11 protein-coding genes are annotated in these 17,206 nt (G+C 71.4%); 8 read left to right on the forward strand and 3 right to left on the reverse strand.

Annotated features, from left to right (window positions below; genetic code table 11):
* Positions 1 to 12 precede the first annotated feature (12 nt).
* Both GTY96_RS02515 and def read left to right on the forward strand, forming a co-directional pair.
* Entirely contained in the window at positions 13 to 5,850 is a 5,838-nt protein-coding gene (locus tag GTY96_RS02515) for a response regulator receiver protein (RefSeq protein ID WP_161663745.1), read from the forward strand.
* Between the two features lie 52 nt (positions 5,851 to 5,902).
* Entirely contained in the window at positions 5,903 to 6,430 is a 528-nt protein-coding gene (gene def, locus GTY96_RS02520) for a peptide deformylase (protein ID WP_143898140.1), read from the forward strand.
* Here the strand turns inward: def and nth are convergent.
* The gene (nth, locus tag GTY96_RS02525) at positions 6,427 to 7,113 is read right to left on the reverse strand and encodes an endonuclease III (protein WP_143898142.1); all 687 of its coding nucleotides are present in this window, start codon (positions 7,111 to 7,113) and stop codon (positions 6,427 to 6,429) included. The two genes, def and nth, sit on opposite strands and share 4 nt — an antisense overlap.
* A gap of 56 nt (positions 7,114 to 7,169) precedes the next feature.
* Between nth and ltaE the strand changes: the two genes are divergently transcribed.
* A complete protein-coding gene (gene ltaE / locus GTY96_RS02530; RefSeq protein WP_143898144.1) occupies positions 7,170 to 8,195 on the forward strand; it encodes a low-specificity L-threonine aldolase in 1,026 nt (341 codons plus the stop codon).
* An 838-nt stretch (positions 8,196 to 9,033) separates the two neighbouring features.
* Positions 9,034 to 9,993, forward strand: a complete 960-nt coding sequence (locus tag GTY96_RS02535) for a M23 family metallopeptidase (RefSeq protein WP_235685291.1) — start codon at positions 9,034 to 9,036, stop codon at positions 9,991 to 9,993.
* Positions 9,994 to 10,019: 26 nt separating this feature from the next.
* Here GTY96_RS02535 and GTY96_RS02540 read toward each other — a convergent pair whose 3' ends face one another.
* Positions 10,020 to 10,289 (reverse strand): HU family DNA-binding protein, encoded by a 270-nt coding sequence (locus GTY96_RS02540; RefSeq protein ID WP_143898148.1) that lies wholly within the window; start codon positions 10,287 to 10,289, stop codon positions 10,020 to 10,022.
* 323 nt (positions 10,290 to 10,612) lie between these two features.
* On the opposite strand from GTY96_RS02540, the gene GTY96_RS02545 reads away from it, so the two are divergent.
* On the forward strand, positions 10,613 to 12,241 hold the full coding sequence (locus tag GTY96_RS02545) for a hypothetical protein (RefSeq protein WP_161663746.1): 1,629 nt from the start codon (positions 10,613 to 10,615) through the stop codon (positions 12,239 to 12,241).
* Between the two features lie 16 nt (positions 12,242 to 12,257).
* Here GTY96_RS02545 and GTY96_RS02550 read toward each other — a convergent pair whose 3' ends face one another.
* Positions 12,258 to 13,382, reverse strand: a complete 1,125-nt coding sequence (locus tag GTY96_RS02550; protein WP_143898151.1) for an alpha/beta fold hydrolase — start codon at positions 13,380 to 13,382, stop codon at positions 12,258 to 12,260.
* Positions 13,383 to 13,498: 116 nt separating this feature from the next.
* On the opposite strand from GTY96_RS02550, the gene pssA reads away from it, so the two are divergent.
* The 3 genes from pssA to GTY96_RS02565 all read left to right on the forward strand — a co-directional run bounded on the left by pssA (position 13,499) and on the right by GTY96_RS02565 (position 17,178).
* Entirely contained in the window at positions 13,499 to 14,359 is an 861-nt protein-coding gene (gene pssA, locus GTY96_RS02555) for a CDP-diacylglycerol--serine O-phosphatidyltransferase (RefSeq protein WP_143898153.1), read from the forward strand.
* A 69-nt stretch (positions 14,360 to 14,428) separates the two neighbouring features.
* Positions 14,429 to 15,694, forward strand: a complete 1,266-nt coding sequence (locus GTY96_RS02560; protein WP_161663747.1) for a CinA family nicotinamide mononucleotide deamidase-related protein — start codon at positions 14,429 to 14,431, stop codon at positions 15,692 to 15,694.
* Complete coding sequence (locus GTY96_RS02565) at positions 15,691 to 17,178, forward strand: hypothetical protein (protein WP_161663748.1); 1,488 nt, start codon at positions 15,691 to 15,693, stop codon at positions 17,176 to 17,178. Before GTY96_RS02560 ends, GTY96_RS02565 begins: the two co-directional genes overlap by 4 nt.
* The last annotated feature ends 28 nt before the right edge of the window (positions 17,179 to 17,206 follow it).

The following is a 17,206-nucleotide window of genomic DNA, read 5'->3' on the forward strand; positions in this document are numbered from 1 at the left end:
CGCGGCTCCCCCATGGGCGCCTCGGTCCTCCTCGTACACGACGACATCGCCACCATCGCCGCCGTCCGGCGATTGCTGTCCCGCGAAGGGCACGAGGTCATCCTCGCGACCTCCGCCGCGGATGCGCTCATCGCCTTCGGGCATCACCTGCCAGAGCTCATCGTGCTCGCACCGGGCGTGGAGAGCGGGCGCGGGCGCGTGGTGCTGGAGGAGCTGGTGCAGCACCCGGAGGGCCACAAGGCGCGGGTGCTGCTGCTGAGCGAGGCCATCGAGGGCTTCACCGCGCCGGTGGCGCCGCTGCCCCTGGATGGCCCCAGCTTCGTGACGCTGGTGGACACGTTGATCCGTGCCCCGGCGGAGGCGGACGGCTGGCGTGTGGTGGAGAACCGGACGCTGCCGGAGCCGGTGCGGGGGAGCGGGCCTGGGGCGGACGAGGCGTGGCATGCGACGGCGCCGCACGCGGTGGGGGGCGACCCGGCGCTGGCCAACGCGCTGTTCGGGGACCTGGCGCCGCTGAACCAGACGGACTGGGAAGTGGCGGCGATGACGCGCGAGGAGCGCAGCGCGCACGTCGTGCACCAGCAGCGCGAGCGCAGCACGCACCTAGCGATGAACATCGCGCTGGAGCAGGCGCACCTGGAGGTGGAAGCGGAGGCGATGGCGTCCATCGACTCGGCGCTGTCGGTGGGCCCGAAGTCGGAGTGGACCGGTGGAGGGGAGGGCGCGGACTCCGGAGGGGACTGGAGCGGCGAGGATCCGGACGCGAGCGTGGGGGACGAGTGGGACGCGGAGCCGCCGCGCGCGGACGACGCGTCCGACGTGCGCCCTCCGGGAGCGCGCACCACGCTGCGCTTTCCCTTCCCGAACGAGGTCGCGCCGCGGGCGGGCGGGGCGTCGGCGGAGGTCGCGGGAGACGTGGAGTCGGAGCTGCCGCCGGGGAGGCTCGCGTTCCGTGAGGAGCGGCTGACGCCTCCTGGGCTGAAGCCGGTGAAGGCCGCGCCGAAGCTGGGGGACGAGGGCTTCTTCGACGTTGATTCAGAAGAGGATGGGGGCGCCGCGAAGGCTCCCGAACGTGAGGCATCGGAGCCGCTGGCCTGGACGGAGCTGCCGCCGGATCCGGAGCTGGAAGCCCGCCAGAAGGGCCATGCGGCCACGGTGGTGGAGGACTCCGACGAGACGGACTTCGGCTCGGTCGCGGACGACGTGGCGGCGGAGGAGCGGGCCGCCGCGGCCGCTGCTTCCGCTGGGATGGAGGACGGTGCCGCGTCGTCGGAGCCGACCGAGGAGGAACCGGCGTCCGGTGCTTCCTCCGAGACGGAGGACGATGCCTCGTCGTCGGAGCCGACCGCGGAGGAGCTGGCGGCCGCGGGCCTGTCGAACTGGGATGTGTTGGAGGCGGAGCTCAAGGCCTCCGTGGACGCGCGCGAGCGAGAGGCGTCCGGAGACGCCGAGAAGCCAGTGGGCTCGGACTGGTTCGATTCCGAGACCGTCGACGACGCGAAGTCGGAAGGCTCCAAGCCGCTCCAGTGGCCGGACGCGCCGGGCGCGGGCGGCACGGCGTCGGGCGGCTTCGCGAGCCGTCAGTCCGCGCGTCCCGGAGGCGCGAGTGGCGCGCTGGAGTCCCGGGATGCGGGCCCTGCGAGCGGTAGCTCGGCGAGGCCGGGCGACACGGCGAAGTCGGGCCAGGAGTCCTCCGCGAGCCAGGTCACGGCCCGCCCCGGCGAAGCGCCGGAATCGAGCGAAGCCACGTCCGCGGACAGCACCTCCGGCCGCGCGGGCGCAAGGAAGGAACTGCGCGTGGCCGCGCGCGTCCCGCTGCGGACGGGGAGCAAGTCCGGAGCAGCCGATGCGGCAGGCTCCGAGGGCAACTCCGCGCGCCCGAGCGACAAGTCCGCGGCAGGCGGAGCGGCTGAGGCAGGTGGCGGATCCGCGCGCCCGAGCGACAAGTCCGCGGCAGGCGGAGCGGCTGAGGCAGGTGGCGGATCCGCGCGCCCGAGCGATGCGGCTGCATCCACCGAAGCGTCGGCTTCGAGTGGTGGTGCTTCACCGCCGGGAGGCGTGGATGCACAGGCCTCGGCCCGGCTGGAAGTCCAGGCGAACGCCTCGCCGCTGCCAGTGCCCGGCGGACTGCAGCGGGCGAACAAGTCGCGGACCGCGACCACAACCCAGGAGCAGGCGCCGCGCGCGGACGCGGCCGAGCCGCGGTCGGACCTGGCCGCGGAGCTGGAGGCGCTGCGCGAGGAGCTCGCCCTGGCGTACACCGCCATCGAGGAGGCGGAGACCCGGGCCGCGGAGGCGGAAGCCCTGGCCGAATCGGAGCAGGCGCTCCGAGTCGAGCTGGAAGAGCGAGTTGAGGGCGAGGCCCGAGCAAGAGAAGACGCGCGGTTCGAAGCGGAGGCGGAGGTCGAGGCCCGGAGCGCCGTGGAGGTGCGGGCCGAAGCGGAGGTCCACGCCCGCGCCCGCGCCGAGTCCCTGTTGAAGCAGGCGTCGGCGGCCCACGCGGACTCGGAAGTCCGGGCTGTATCCGCGACGCAGGCGTTGGCGGAAGTGGAGGCCCGGCTCGCATCCGAGGCGGGAGACCGGGTGGAGGCGGAGGCCCGGGCGGACGCGGAGACGCGCGCTCGCCGCGAAGCCGAGGCCGTCGCGGAGATGGCGCGGCTCGAGTTGGCGGAGCTCGAGAAGCGCATCGCGGCGGAGGTCCAGGCGCGCGAGCAGGCGGAGCTCCAGGCCCGGCAGGAATCCCAGACGCGCGAGGAGGCCGAAGCTCGCGCCGAACTGGAGCAGGCGGCGCGGGCCGACGTGGAAGCACGCCTGGAGGCCGAGGCCGAAGCAAGGCGCGCGGCCGAGGCCCAAGTGGCGACCGAGGCTGAAGCAAGGCGCGCGGCCGAAGCCAGGGCGGAGTCCGAATCCCAGGCCCGTGAGGAGGCGCGCCGGAGCGCCGAGTCCGAGGCCCAGGCGCGTCAGCGGATCGAAAGCCGTGACGGCAAGGAGGCCGCGCTCCGTGCGGACCTGGAGGCCCGGCGCGCCGAGGCCGAAGCCCGGGCCGAAGCGGAGGCGAAGGCCCGAACCGTCGCGGATGCGAAGGTGAAGCACTCCGCGCAGGCGTTGTCGCTGGTGGAGGTGCGAGCGCACCAACTGGCCCAATCGCTGGCCGAGTCCGAAGCCAAGGGAAGGCAGTCCGCGCAGGCCCTGGCCCAGGCGGAAACGCGGGTGCAGCAGGCGACGCAGGCGCTGGCGCAATCGGAGGCGAAGGCGAAGCAGTCCGCGCAGTCCTTGGCGCAGGTCGAAGCCCGAGCGCAGCAACTGGCCCAGGTCCTGCTCCAGGGCGAGGCGAAGGCGAAGCAGTCCTCGCAGGCGGTGAGTCAGGCGGAGCAGCGGGCCACGCAGGCCGAGGAGTCCCGCGCCAGCGCAGAAGCCACCGCCGAGCGGAACGCGGAGCGGCTGGCGGAGGCGGAAGCCCGGGCCGTGAAGGCGGAAGAAGCCCTGGCCGAGGCCCACGCCCAGGCGGAGCAGGCCGAGGAGATCCGGAAGGGAACCGAGTCGCGGTTCGCGGAGACCTTGGGTCAGGCCAACGCCCGGATGGAGCAGCTCAAGCAGGCCCGCCAGCGCGCGGAAGCGAAGGCCGCCCAGCCCGCGGAAGCGCTGCTCCAGGCCGAAGCCCGCGCCAGGGAACTGTCTGAAGCCGTGAAGCGAGCCGAGGCGCGGGCCACCGCGGCCGAACAGGCCCGCGATGCCAACGCCGGACAGCTGAGCCACCTCCAGGCTCAGGCCGCGAAGCAAGGCGAGCAGCTCAAGCAGCTCCAGTCCGAGGCGAAGAAGCTCGTCGAAGAGCTCAAGCAGACCCAGGCGGAAGCGAAGAAGAGCGCCGAACAGCGCAAGCACGCCCAGGCCGAAGCGGAAGCCCGAGCGGAGCAGCTGACGCAGCTCCAGGCCGAAGCGAAGGAACAGCTCGCGCACGTCCAGGCCGAAGCGGAAGCCCGAGCGGAGCAGCTGAAGCAGCTCCAGGCGGAGGCGAAGAACAACGCTGAACAGCTCGAACAGGCGCGGGCCGAAGCGGAAGCCCGAGCGGAGCAGCTGAGGCAGCTCCAAACGGAGGCGAAGAGCAACGGCGAACAGCTCGAGCAGGCACGGGCCGGAACAGCGCGCCTCGCGGATCAGCTCAACCAGTCCCAGTCCGCCGCGGGAAGCCGCGACGAACAGCTCACCCAGGCGCAGGCCCGGATTGAACAGCTCGCCCAGGACCTGACCCAGGCCCAGCGCCGCGCGGATGAACTCGCGCAGGCCCGCGGGCACCAGGCCGAGCAGGCCCGCGCCGAAGCCGCGGCGAACGCCGAACAGCAGCTCCAGGCGCGCACCGCCGCGGAGGCTCGCGCCCTCCAGGCGGAGCAGAAGGCCGCCGAAGCCACCGCGAAGGCCGCGTCGGAGAGCCGCCTGCGCACCGTGCTGGAAGTCCGCCTCGACTCGGAGTCCCGCGCCCGCCAGGGCCTCGAGGAACGCATCGAAACCGAGGCCCAGGCCCGCGCCGCCGCGGAGTCCCGCCTCGCCTCCGAGACCCAGGCCCGCGCCGAAGCCGAAGCGCGCACCCAGTCCGAAGCCACGACCCTCACGCAGGCGCGAGACGCCCTGCAAGCGCAGCTCGAAGCGCTCCACCAGGAGCTCGCCCGCGAGCGCGAAGCCCGAGCGAAGGTCGAAGCCGAAGCCGTCGAACAGCGCCTCCAGTCCGAACGCGAGCGCGAACAACTCGAGGCCCGCGCGCAGCGGGACGCGGAGGAGGCCGCGGCGCAGGCCCGCGCCACGCTCATCCCCCTCGAATCGCCGGGGCGTCCGGAGATGGCCGTGGCCCGCAGCGGCAGCCTCACGCAGGAGGGCCTTGCGCGCCTCGTGCTGCGGCTGTGCGACGCGCGCATGGAAGTGCGCCTGGAGCTCAAGGTGATGAACGCCTTGCGCGTGTTGTGGCTGCGCGACGGCGTGCTGGTGGGCGCCGCGTCCTCGGCGCAGGGCGAATCCCTCATCGACCGGGCCCGCGCGGACGGCCTCATCGACGCGCGACAGGAAGCCGAGCTTCGGCTCGTGCGCAGCGCCACCACGGGCACGCTGCTGGAAGCCCTGCGGGGCCGGGGCTACGTGCGCGAAGCCGAGTCCGTCCCGCTGGTGCAGCGCTACACCGAACAGGTCTTCCTGGACGCGCTCGCGGAGCCGTCCACGCTCTACCGCCTGGTTCCGGAGCCCGCGCCGCACGAGGTGGCGCTCGCCGCCGCCACGCGCCCACCGCTGCACCTGCTGGCGGAGGGGCTGCGCAACACCCTCACCGCGGAGTCGCTCCTGGACGCGGCCGGCTCCCTGCGCGCCCAGGTGTCGCGAGGCGACGCGCACGTGGCCCCGTCGGACTTCGGACTGTCCACCCGAGAGCTTCAGCTCCTGCAAGGCGTGGATGGCGAGCGCACACTGGAGGCGCTGCTGTTGAGCGCGGGACTGCCCCAGGACGGAGCGCTCAAGACGCTCGCGGTGGCGAGGACGCTGGGCCTCATCACCCTGCATCCTCCCCTGGAGGACGCCCAGGGCGACCTACCTCCGGAGTTGGATGTTCACCGCCTGGAGGCCAAGTTCGAGGAGATCCAGGAAGCGGACTACTTCACCGTGCTGGGGCTGGCCCGCTCGGCGGGCAGCGAGGAGGTCAAGCGGGCGTACGCGCTGCTCGCGGCCGAATTCCACCCCCTGCGTTTCGCGGGCCACCCGGACCCCGCGCTCCAGCACCGCGCACAGCAGATCCGCGCGGTGTTGACCGAGGCCGCTCGGGCGCTCGGGGATGACCGGCTGCGGGGCGAGTACGCCCGTAACCTGCTCGACTGATGCCCGGTGGAACGGTTGCCCGGTGCGGTCCGGAGGGGTTAAGAGTCCCCCTATGGTTCGCGAGATTCTCATCTGGCCCGATCCCATCCTGAAGCAGAAGGCCCGGCCCGTGGCGAAGGTGGACGACAAGGTCCGTGCGCTGGTGAAGGACATGTTCGAGACGATGTACGCCGCCGAGGGCGTGGGCCTCGCGGCACCGCAGGTGGGTGTCCTCCAGCGCATCATCGTCCTGGACACCCGGCCGCAGCAGCCGGAGTCCAAGCCCCTGGCGATGATCAACCCGGAGTTCGTCTCGCTCGAGGGGGAGACGACCTACACGGAGGGCTGCCTCTCCATCCCCGGCGAGGCCGAGGACGTGGACCGCGCCGCCGTGGCCACCGTGCGCTACCTGGATGAGGACGGCCAGGAGCAGCTGCTGCGCTGTGACGGCCTCCTGGCCATCGCCGTGCAACACGAGACGGACCACCTGGACGGCACCGTCTTCGTGGACCACGTCTCCACGCTGAAGCGCGAGCTCATCCGCAAGCGGATGAAGAAGCTCAAGACGTCGCGCGACCAGGGCGCCCCGGCGTCCGCTTAGGCCTTCGCGGTGGCGCGCACGCCCTTCTTCGGGCACCGCGCCGCCACCACGCAGGTGTCGCAAGCGGGCGAGCGCGCGAAGCACGTGCGCCGCCCGTGCCACACCAGGAGCTGGTGTCCCAGCGTCCACCGCTCGCGGGGCAGCAGCGCCTGCAGGTCCTTCTCCACCTTGTCCGGATCCTCGTGGGTCGTGAAGCCCAGCCGGTAGGCCAGCCGCTTCACGTGCGTGTCCACGGGGAAGGCCGCGTCACCGCCCAGGTGGATGCACACCACGCCCGCCGTCTTCAGCCCCACGCCCGGCAGCTGCGCCAGGGTGTCGCGCGCCAGGGGCACCTGTCCGCCGTGCTCGGCGACGAGCGCGCGCGCCGTGGCGACGATGTTCTTCGCCTTCGCGCGGTACAGCCCGCAGGTGCGGATGTAGGGCTCCACGTCGGCGGCCTCGACGCGGGCGTAGGCCTGGGCGTCCGGGAAGCGGGCGAACAAGGCGGGGGTCACCAGGTTGACGCGCTTGTCGGTGCACTGCGCGGACAGGATGACGGCGACCAGCAGTTCCAGGGGGGTGCGGTAGTCCAGCTCGATGCGGGCGTCCGGCATGGCCGCCTCCAGACCGTCCAGGACCGCCACCGCGCGACTCCGCTTCTCCGCCACTGTCTCTCGCCGGGCCACGCGGGCGTTGTATGTCACGGGAGGGCCCGGCCCAAGCGCCACGGCGGCCCCCCTTTCTTGCCGCGAGGAGAACCATGAAGCCCATCGACTTCCGCTCCGACACCGTGACGAAGCCCACCCCGGCCATGCGGCGCCTCATCGCCGACGCGGAGGTCGGGGACGACGTCTACGGCGAGGACCCCACGGTGCGCCGGTTGGAGGAACGGGTGGCCGAGCGGCTTGGACTGGAGGCGGCCGTCTTCGTCCCGTCCGGCACGCAGGCGAATCAGATCGCCATCGGCGCGCACTGCCGCTCGGGTGACGAGGTGCTGACGGAGGAGGGCAGCCACATCCTGCACTACGAGGGCGGCGCGGTGCCCGCGCTGTGGGGCGTGCAGCCGGCGGCGCTGCCCGGGGAGCGGGGCCTGTTGAAGCCGGAGACGGTGGCGGCGGCGGTGCGCGAGGACAATGTGCACAACCCGCGCACGCGGCTGTTGTCGCTGGAGAACACGCACAACCGAGGGGGCGGCACGGTGTGGCCGCTGGAGCGCTTCCGGGCGGTGGTGGAGGCGGGACGGAAGGCGGGCCTCGCGGTGCACCTGGATGGCGCGCGGCTGTTCAACGCGGAGGTGGCGGCGGGGAGGCCGGCATCCGAGTGGGCATCGCTGACGGATTCGACGTCGGTGTGCTTCTCGAAGGGCCTGGGGGCGCCAGTGGGCTCGGCGCTGGCGGGCAGGGCGGACGTCATCCGCGAGGCGCGGCGGCTGCGCAAGCGGTTGGGGGGAGGCATGCGGCAGGCAGGCATCCTCGCGGCGGCGGCGTTGTACGCGTTGGAGCACCACGTGGAGCGTCTGGCCGAGGACCACGCCAACGCGCGCCGGCTCGCGGAGGGCCTGGCCCAGGTGCCGGGAGTGAAGGTGGACCTGTCGCGGGTGGAGACGAACATGGTGTTCGCGGACCTCGTGCGTCCCGCGGCGGAGGCCTCCGCGCTGCTCTTGAAGCAGGGCGTGCTGGCCAACCCCACCGGTCCGCACTCCATCCGCCTCGTGTGCCACCTGGACGTGTCCAGGGCGGACATCGACGACGCCCTGGCACGAGTCCGCACCGCCTTCGCGAGCTGACGGCAAGGGCATCGATGACGGGCGCCCGCGTCCCGAACACGGACGCCCTCGATGCCAGGAAGCACGCCGCACGAGGAGCGCGCAAAGGTCCGCCTCGAAACGATGACATCAACGGCCTCGATGACGGGCGTCCCGAACGCGGATGCCTCCGAGGTCACACGCAGCACGAAGGGCGTGCGGCGGTTCGCCTCGAAACGCTGACAGCAGGGGCCTCGATGACGGGTGTCCACGTCCCGAACGCGGACGCCCTCGATGCCAGCGAAGCACGCCGCACGAGGGGCGTGCGGTGGTTCGCCTCGAAACGCTGACAGCAGGGGCATCGATGACAGGTGTCCGCGTCCCGAACACGGACGCCTCCGCGGCCACACTCCGCACGAAGGGGCGGTTCGCCTCGAACCCCTGACAGCGGCGGCCTCGATGACGGACGTCCCGAACGCGGATGCCCCCCGAGCGAGGCCAGCGAAGCGCACCGCACGAGGCACGCAGCGGTTCGCCTCGAATCAGGAGGCGGAGCCCGCAGGCGAGGCGCCCCGGGTGCCCATCCTGACGCGGAGCCGGGGGGCCCGAATCCGCAGCCGCCACCCGCACAGGGCCGCAGGGCCCGTGACGGAACGTCCCTGTACGTTCGTGGACGGTCGCCCATGACCCTGGGGTGACTCCTGCCACGCTGTCCCCGTCGTGGCGGGTGCGGGCAGCACGCACCTGGGCGTCGCGGGATGATCCACGGCCTGGAACAGGTGAACGGGCCGGTGCGTGGTAGGCTCCTCGCGCCGTGCGCCGATCCGCCGTCCTCGCCCTACTGGCCCTCTCCGCCTGCGCGACGCCGCGTCCGGGCAAGATGAGCTTTGAGGAACTGTACGCGACCTCGGGCGACAGCGGCCCCACCAGCGACTCCTCGCCTTTCCTCCCCCGCGAACCGGACCGCGCCCGGGGCCCGCTGACTCCCGAGCGTTCCCCCGAACTCGACGCCGCGCTCACCGTGTTCACGGAGAAGGCCCGGGCCTACCGCGAGAAGGTCCAGCGCGGCAGCGTGATGCCCGTCGACCAGGTTCGGAACTGGGAATCGATGAACGCCGCCCTGGACGCCTTCCTGTCCCGGCCGGTGGAGCACACCGACACCCGCGACCTGACGCGCGCCCGGGGCGTGATGGAGGCCGAACTGGAGCAGGACGCGCGCCTCTACGGCGACATGCCGGGCCCGCTCGCGGAGGCCGTGGTGGTGCGGGTCGGCCGCCTCATCGTGCGCGCGTCCACGCTGCGCCGCTGGGAACTGCCCTCGGAGGAGCCCTCCGGTCCACCGCGCCTCGCCTGGCCCGTGGAGCCGGTCACCATCACCAGCCTCTATGGCGACCGCTGGCACCCCATCACCGGACAGCTCCGCCGTCACTCGGGCGTGGACCTGGCGGCCCGGCGCGGACAGTCCGTCGGCGTCGCGGAGAAGGGCGTCGTCCTGCGGGCCGGCTGGAACGGCGACCACGGGAAGATGGTGGAGGTCCAGCACGACGGCCAGTGGGTGACGCGCTACAGCCACCTGTCCGAGGTCCTGGTGACGACCGGCGAGGTGCTGGCGCGAGGCGACGTCGTGGGGCTCGCGGGGGACACGGGGCTGGCGACCGGTGTCCACGTCCACTTCGAGCTCTGGCACGACGGAAACTCGCTGGATCCGCTGGAGGCGCTCGTTGCCCCCGAGGCGGCCCCGGACGCCTCCGACGAGGAGCGCCCCGTGGCTCGCATGCCGGCGGAGTCCCCCGTCCTCACGTCCCAGGGGCGCCACCCGAACGCGGGTTCGCGCCCCTGAGGGGGACAGAGGCCCTTCTCTGCTGCCTACAGCGAGTTCTTCAGCTCCTTGGCGGGACGGAAACCGACCGTCTTCGACGCCTTGAGCTTCATCATCTCGTTGGTCTGCGGGTTGCGAATCTTCCGCGCCTTGCGCGAGCGCAGCGACCACGTGCCGAACCCGGGGTAGCTGAAGCGCGTGTCCTTCTTCACCGCCTTGCCGATGTTGTTGAAGACGATGTCGAGGATCTGGGCGGCGGACTTCTTCGTGAGCTTCGACTGCGCAGCCACCACTTCCACGAGCTCTGCCTTGGTCATGACACCCCTCCCTCTTGCGTTGTCTGGCGTTGAACGAGCGGATGGCGGAGGTAACAAATCGAGGTTTCGACTGTCAATGCGCCACCCGCTCCCGGGCCGGAAAATCGGCCTCCGGATGAAAACTGGCCTCTGGAAATACACCCTGTAGAGAGAGGGAGGATCGCATCTTTTGATACATCCTCACACCCCTTCTTTTTCAGATGGGGGAAATGATCCACAAGTGATCGATTGCGGATGAAAGTCTTTGAAAAATCGATCACTTGGCCGCCAGGGCTGATCCAGTTCCGGCGGGGCGCCATCAAGGGGCTAGAGTGCCTGCCTGCGTGCCCTCCCGACTGCTGCCATGGCTGCTGGCCCTGCTGTGCGCCTGCTCACGGCCGTCGCTGGGGCGGCCTGCCAGGGGCGAACTCTGGGTGGACGGGGCGTCGGCGGGGGGCGACGGCACCCGGGAGCGCCCCCTGCGCTCCCTGTCCGAGGCCCTGGCCCGTCCCGGCCCGCTGCTCGTCCACCTGGCGTCCGGGCGCTACGAGGGCCCCTTTCGCATGCTGTCGGGGACGAGGCTGGTGGGCCAGGGCTCCTCGACGGTCCTGAGAGCCAGCGACCCCGGCGCCGCCGTGGTGGGGGCCCGAGGGGAGGTTGGCCTGGAAGCCCTGACGGTGGAAGGGGGCGGCTGGGGGCTGGCCGGTGAGGGCGGCGCGCTACGAATCGAGGGCGTCATCTTCCGGAATCAGGCCCTGGGGGCGATCCGGCTTGGAGCCGGGAGCCTCGACGGAAGAGGACTGCGCTTCGAGGCGCGAGGCGCCGGGCCGGTTCGGCCGGAGGCCTCGTGTCCCGAGTCCATCGGGGCCGCCCGCGAGCCTCCCACCGAGCCCGTGCTCGCGGTTCGCCAGGTCCGTCCTCGCGAAGCGCCGGAGCCCGGAGGGCATGGGACGCTGACGGCGGAGGAGGGGGCACATCCCTCCACCGGCGCGTCCGCGCCGACGGTCGCGGTCGGGGTGCTCGTGGAAGCCCGGGAAGGGGAGACCTCCGCGCCCTCGCTGCTCCTGCGGGACAGCACGTTCGCGGGCGCCTTCGAGCGAGCGGTGCGGGGCCGGGGCGGGGCCACGGTCCACCTGGCGGGAGTGTGCTTCCAGGGGCCCCGGGTGGCGCTGAGCCAGGAGGGGGGTGTTGCGGAGGTCGAACGGGCCTGGGCCTCGGGAGGGACGGGCACGGCGTTCTCCACGATGGCGGGCACGTTGAAGCTCGTGGACGTGCGGGTGCGAGGGTACGAGTACGGCGTGGCGACGAACCAGTCCCGGCTGTCGGTGCGGGGGTTCACCTCGGAGCACGCCACGCGCGCGGGCCTGGGACTCACGGCGACACGCGGCCTGTTGGAGGACGTGGTCGTGAGGGACGCGGGCGACTACGGGGCCCTGCAGCTCACGAACTCGGACCTGGAGGTCCGGCGCTTCCGGCTGGAGGGCTCGCGGGAGTACGGCGTCGTGGCGGTGCAGGGCCGCGTGCGCCTGCGGGACGGCGTCCTCACGGGCGTGAGCATGGCGGACGGCGTCGCGGGAGATGGGCTCCACCTGCGCCAGGTGGAGGCGGACGTCGACACCGTGACGGTGCATGGCGCGAAGGGCTCCTGCGTGCTGGCGACGCAGCGGGCGCGAGTGACGCTCCGGAATGCCCGGCTCTCCACGTGCGGGCTCGCGGCGCTGGCGGTGGACACGCAGGCCACCCTGGAATCCCGGAACATCGAGGTGCGCGACACCGCCAGCGCCGTCCTGCTGGCCATCGAGGGGGGCCAGTTGCGAGTCCAGGACCTCACCGCGAGGGAGGTCCAGGGGGAGCTGATCTCCGCGGACTGCGAGGGCCGGACGCGCGTCCAGCTCCGCCACGTCGAGGCAAGCAACACGCGAGGCGTGTCCTCCCCCTGTGTCCAGCTCGAGCCGCCAGCCCGGAGCCCCTGAACACGGGAGGCGCGAATCATCCCTGGGTGGGGGAGGAGGCAGGCGTGGGCGGCAGGGGGGTGGCGCGTCGCTCCAGCCATTCGCGGATGACGGGGTAGACCTCTATTGGCGCGCCGGTGCCGAAGATGAGGTCGCCGTGCCCGTAGTCCATCTTGTCCCCGCGGTCCCGCCCGAACACGTGCAGGGTTCGGTCCGGGGACGTCAGCAGCGCGTATTGCGCCTCCACGTTGGCCGCGGTGGCCAGCCGGTCCGCGCTGCCGCCCATCACCAGCACGGGCTGTTGGAGCTTCGCGATGCCCGCGCGCCAATCGGTCTTGCGGTCGTACGAGCGGAACGTGTCGTGGGAGATCCAATCCTGGAACTGCAGCAGCACCTTGCGGCTCATCGCCGCCATCATGTTGACGGAGAGCTGCCGCAGGACGCGCGGCGGGATGTGGCGGGGATTCACCACGATGTCCGATAGGGGCAGGGCGAGGTAGCCCAGGAAGGGGGCCATGCTGGCGCTCACCCACGACTGGCGGATGCTCCCGGGCCACGCGGCCCTCACCCCGAGCGAGATGAGCGTCCGCAGGAGCGGCTCCGACTTGAAGTACACCGGCGCCCCCAGCTCCAGCAGGCCCGCCAGCCTGCCGCCTTCGGGGCCTTGGGCCACGCCGTAGCCCACCAGTCCCCCCAGCGAATGGCCGAGCCAGAAGGCCTGCTTCGCATCAGTCTCCTTCAGCGCCAGCTCCAGCAGTGCTGGGCCGTCGTGGGTGATGTGGTCATCGACGGTGAAGTCCGTGGGCCGCCGTCCCCGGGGCGGGCGCCGCGAGTGCCCGGTGCCACGCCACTCCACGCTGAAGCAGTCGAAGCCGGCTTCGGTGAGCGCGTGGGCCACGGAGTAGGGGGGCTCGAAGTCGAAGGTGAAGCGGTTGGCCGCCAGCCCGTGGCACAGCAGGACGGGCTCCGCGAAGCGGCGCACCGGGGCCCGTCGGACGTGCACGGCCAGCTCCCACCCATCCGCGCAACGCGCGCGCAGCATCTCGGGCTGGGGCCCCTTGAGGCGGTACCAGCGCCGCACCAGCAGCACCCACCCGACGTTGACCAGCAGCAGGACGGCCGCCAAGGCCAATCCCCAGAGGGCCCATTGCCCGTACGGCATTTCTCCTCCCCTGCGACCCGGGACTGACTCCGGCGCGAATAAAACCCTGCTAAGGTCCGTTCCCTCGCCGTTTCTGCCACATGGGCAGCCGACCACCTGGGGAAGTCGAGGGAACGATGAAGCTGCGGAAACTGATGTTCGTGCTCCCGAACCTCTTCACCGTCACCTCCATCTTCTGTGGCTTTTACGCCATCACCCTGTGCTCGGGTGAGGCGGAGCCGGTGCAGCTGTACCAGGCGGCCCTGGCCATCCTCTTCGCCATGTTCTTCGACGGGTTCGACGGGCGGGTGGCCCGGCTGACGAAGACGCAGAGCGACTTCGGCATGCAACTCGACAGCCTGGCGGACGTCATGTCCTTCGGCGCAGCGCCGGCGCTCCTCGTCTACAAGTGGGCGTTGGCGCCCATGGGCTTCTGGGGCCTGTTCATCTCCTTCGCGTTCATGGCGTGTGGCGCCATGCGGCTGGCGCGCTTCAACGTGCTCGCCATGCGCAACCCGCACGGCGGTGGTGGTGGCTTCTTCGTGGGGCTGCCCATTCCGCTGGCCGCGGGCGTGTTGGTCTCCCTCATCATCTCCCATCACGTGGCCTCCGACGGTGAGGCGCTGGGGGATGGCGCTCGTGTGCCGGTGGCGGTGGCGGTCGGCGCCCTCTCGCTGTTGATGGTGTCCACGGTGCGCTACCGCACCTTCAAGGACGCGCGCCCGAGCCGCAAGACGGCGCTCGTCTTCATGGTCATGGCGCTCGCGGGGGCCTTCATCGCCCAGCAGTTCCACCCGGCCTGGGTCCTGGTGACGTACTTCTTCGCGTACCTGCTGATGGGGTTGGTGGAGTCGGCGGTCTCGGTGCGCAGCCGGTTGGCGTCGCGCAAGGTGGGCGCGGGCGCTGTCGCGGCGGTGGCCGTGGCCTCGGGGCTCGACGAGGACGACGACGAGGACTCCGAAGCCAACGCCCCCGACGACGGCCCCGCGTACCTCTGAGCAACCAGGCGTGGGAGGCAGGACGCGGACCGTGCCCTCCCGGCCCGGGACCGCTAGGATGTCCGCCCCATGCGCGTCGAGCTGCTGTGCACCGGTGATGAACTCGTCACCGGCCTCATCACGGACACCAACAGCACGTACCTGGAGGCCCGCCTCTTCGACCTGGGTGTGAAGGTCGAACGGGTCACGGTGGTGGGTGACGTGCGCCCGGACATCACGGGCGCGCTGTTGGAGGCCTCGGCGCGCGCGGACGTCGTCATCGTCTCGGGGGGGCTGGGGCCGACGGCGGACGACTTCACCCTGGAGTGCGCCGCGGCGGCCGCGGGCGTGTCCATGGAAGAGGACGCGACGGTGCTCGGCTGGCTGAGGGAGCGCTACGCCGCACGGGGCATGCCCATGAACCCGGGGGCCCTGCGCATGGCACGCATCCCCGCGGGCTCCCAGCCGGTGCGCAACCCCCAGGGCTCCGCGCCGATGGTCATCCAGCGGCTCGGCCGTGCCCACCTGTTCTTCCTGCCAGGGGTCCCACGCGAATACCGCGCCCTGGTGGACGGCGAGGTGCTGCCGCGCGTGCGGGACTGGCTCGCCTCCGAACCGAACCGCACGTTCCGCGCCTTCCGCCTGCTGCGCACGGTGCGCCTGCCGGAATCGGTGCTGAACGAACAGGTGATGCCCCTGGCTCCCCACCATCCGCGGGTGGTGTTCGGCTTCCGCACGCACGCGCCGGAGAACCACTTGAAGCTGATGGCCGAAGCGCCCACGCAGGCGGAAGCAGATGTCGTGCTCGCCGCCGCGGAGGCAGCATGCCGGCAGGTGCTGGGCACGCATGTGTACGGCGCGGATGGCAACGAATACGTCCCGGTCCTGCTGGACCTGCTGGCGCGCGCCGGTCATACCCTCGCGGTGGCGGAGAGCTGCACCGGGGGCCTCATCGCGCAGGACCTCACCGCCATCCCGGGCGCCAGCCAGGTGTTCCTCGGCGGTGCGGTCGTCTACTCGGAGAAGATGAAGTCCGCCTGGGTGGGGGTCGCGCCGGAGATCCTCGCGAGGCACAGCGCGGTGTCCCCGCAGACGGCCCTCGCGATGGCCGAAGGAGTCCGCACTGCCTGCGGCGCCACGTTTGGCCTGTCGGTGACGGGCTACGCCGGTCCCGGCGGAGGCACCCCCGAGGATCCCGTGGGAACCGTGTACTGCGCGTTGGCGGGCCCGGACATGGAGCCCCGCTGTGAGCGGATTTCGATCGCGGGTGACCGGGACCGTGTGCGCCTGTTCGCCGCGTCCCATGTGCTGGAAATGTTGAGGTTGCACCTGCTCGCCGCCCCCGTGTCTCCATGAGTCGCTCCAAATCAAAGCATCCCCGTCCGTCCACCCCGGAAGCTCCCCCCGCCCCCGTCATGGCGGGTGAGCCCGTCCAGGCCATGCCCGATTCTCCCCCACCGCACTCCAGCCCCATGGCGGTGGCGGAGACCACGGGTGTTCCCTCGCCCCCGGCGCCAGCCAGAGCGCATCCGGTGCTGGGCGCGGTGCGCCTGTGGTTGTCGGCCTACCGGGTGGAGGTGGTGCTGTTCCTCGTGGCGTTCGCGGTGCTGTCCAGCTTCAGCTCTCAGCGCTTCCTCCGGCAGAGCGCCGCGCCGCACTTCATCTACCAGGCGCAATCCTGGCTGGATGGACGGCTCGACGTGGATCCCCAGGTGTTGCCCAACCTGGAGGACTGGGCCTGTGTGCGGGTGCTGGATGGGCACAAGGTGCGCTGCGAGGGCCGCCCGCTCCGCGACGACACCTGGTTCGTCAGCTTCCCGTCCTTCCCCGCCGTGGTGATGCTCCCCTTCGTCGCGCTGCACGGCTACCAGTTCAACGACACGTCCTTCGGCGTCTTCGTGGGGGCGCTCGCGGTGGCGCTGTTCTATTCGCTGCTGCGCTTTCTCGCCCAGGAAGGGGAGACGGAGCGCAACCGCGGCGACAACGTAGCGCTGTCGCTCGTGCTCGCCTTCGGCACGCTGTTCTTCTACTGCTCCATCCGGGGGGAGGTCTGGTTCAGCGCACAGGTGATGGGGGTGGCGCTCACGTGCCTGTACGTGCGCAACGCCGTGAAGGCACGGCGCCCCTTGCTCGCGGGGCTCTTCTTCTCCATGGCGGTGCTCACCCGCACGCCGCTGGTGTTCGCGGGCCTCTTCTTCGTCCTGGAAGCGCTCTGCCCGGGGCCGGACCGGCTGGCTCAGCTCAAGGCGCTTCCCACCACGTGGAAGCCCGCGCTCCGCAAGCTCGGGCTCTTCGGCGTGGGGGCCGCGCCCCTGGCGTCGCTCGCGGCGGCCTACAACGTCTACCGCTTTGGCAAGCTGGGCGAGTTCGGTCACTCGTATCTCTACAACAACCGTGTGAACGCGGACATCGACCGCTTCGGGCTCTTCAACCTCGAGTACCTGTCGCGCAACCTTCAGGCCGCGTTTCTCAAGCTGCCCCAGGTGTCGCTGTCTCCGCCGCGGTTGTCGTACGACCCGCATGGGCTGACGCTGCTGCTCACGCTGCCCCTGCTGGTGTTCCTGCTGATGCCCAGGACGCGGCCCCGTCTGCACTGGCCCTTGTGGCTGACCGTGGCGGTGTGCGCGCTGCCGGGGCTCTTCTACCAGAACACCGGTTACATGCAGTTCGGCTTCCGATTCAGCCTGGACTACACGCCCTATCTGTTGCTGCTCTTCGCCATTGGTGGATGGTCGCTGCGCAACCGCGCGGTGGTGGCCGTGCTGGCGCTTGGCGTGCTGGTGAACTTCTGGGGGGCCGTGGCCTTCCGTGGCTATACGGAGTTCGTGCGGAATTGGTAGTCCTCCAGGTTCTGGTGGCTTGAATTCT

The organism is Corallococcus silvisoli (genome assembly GCF_009909145.1).
Classification (GTDB): Bacteria; Myxococcota; Myxococcia; order Myxococcales; family Myxococcaceae; genus Corallococcus; species Corallococcus silvisoli.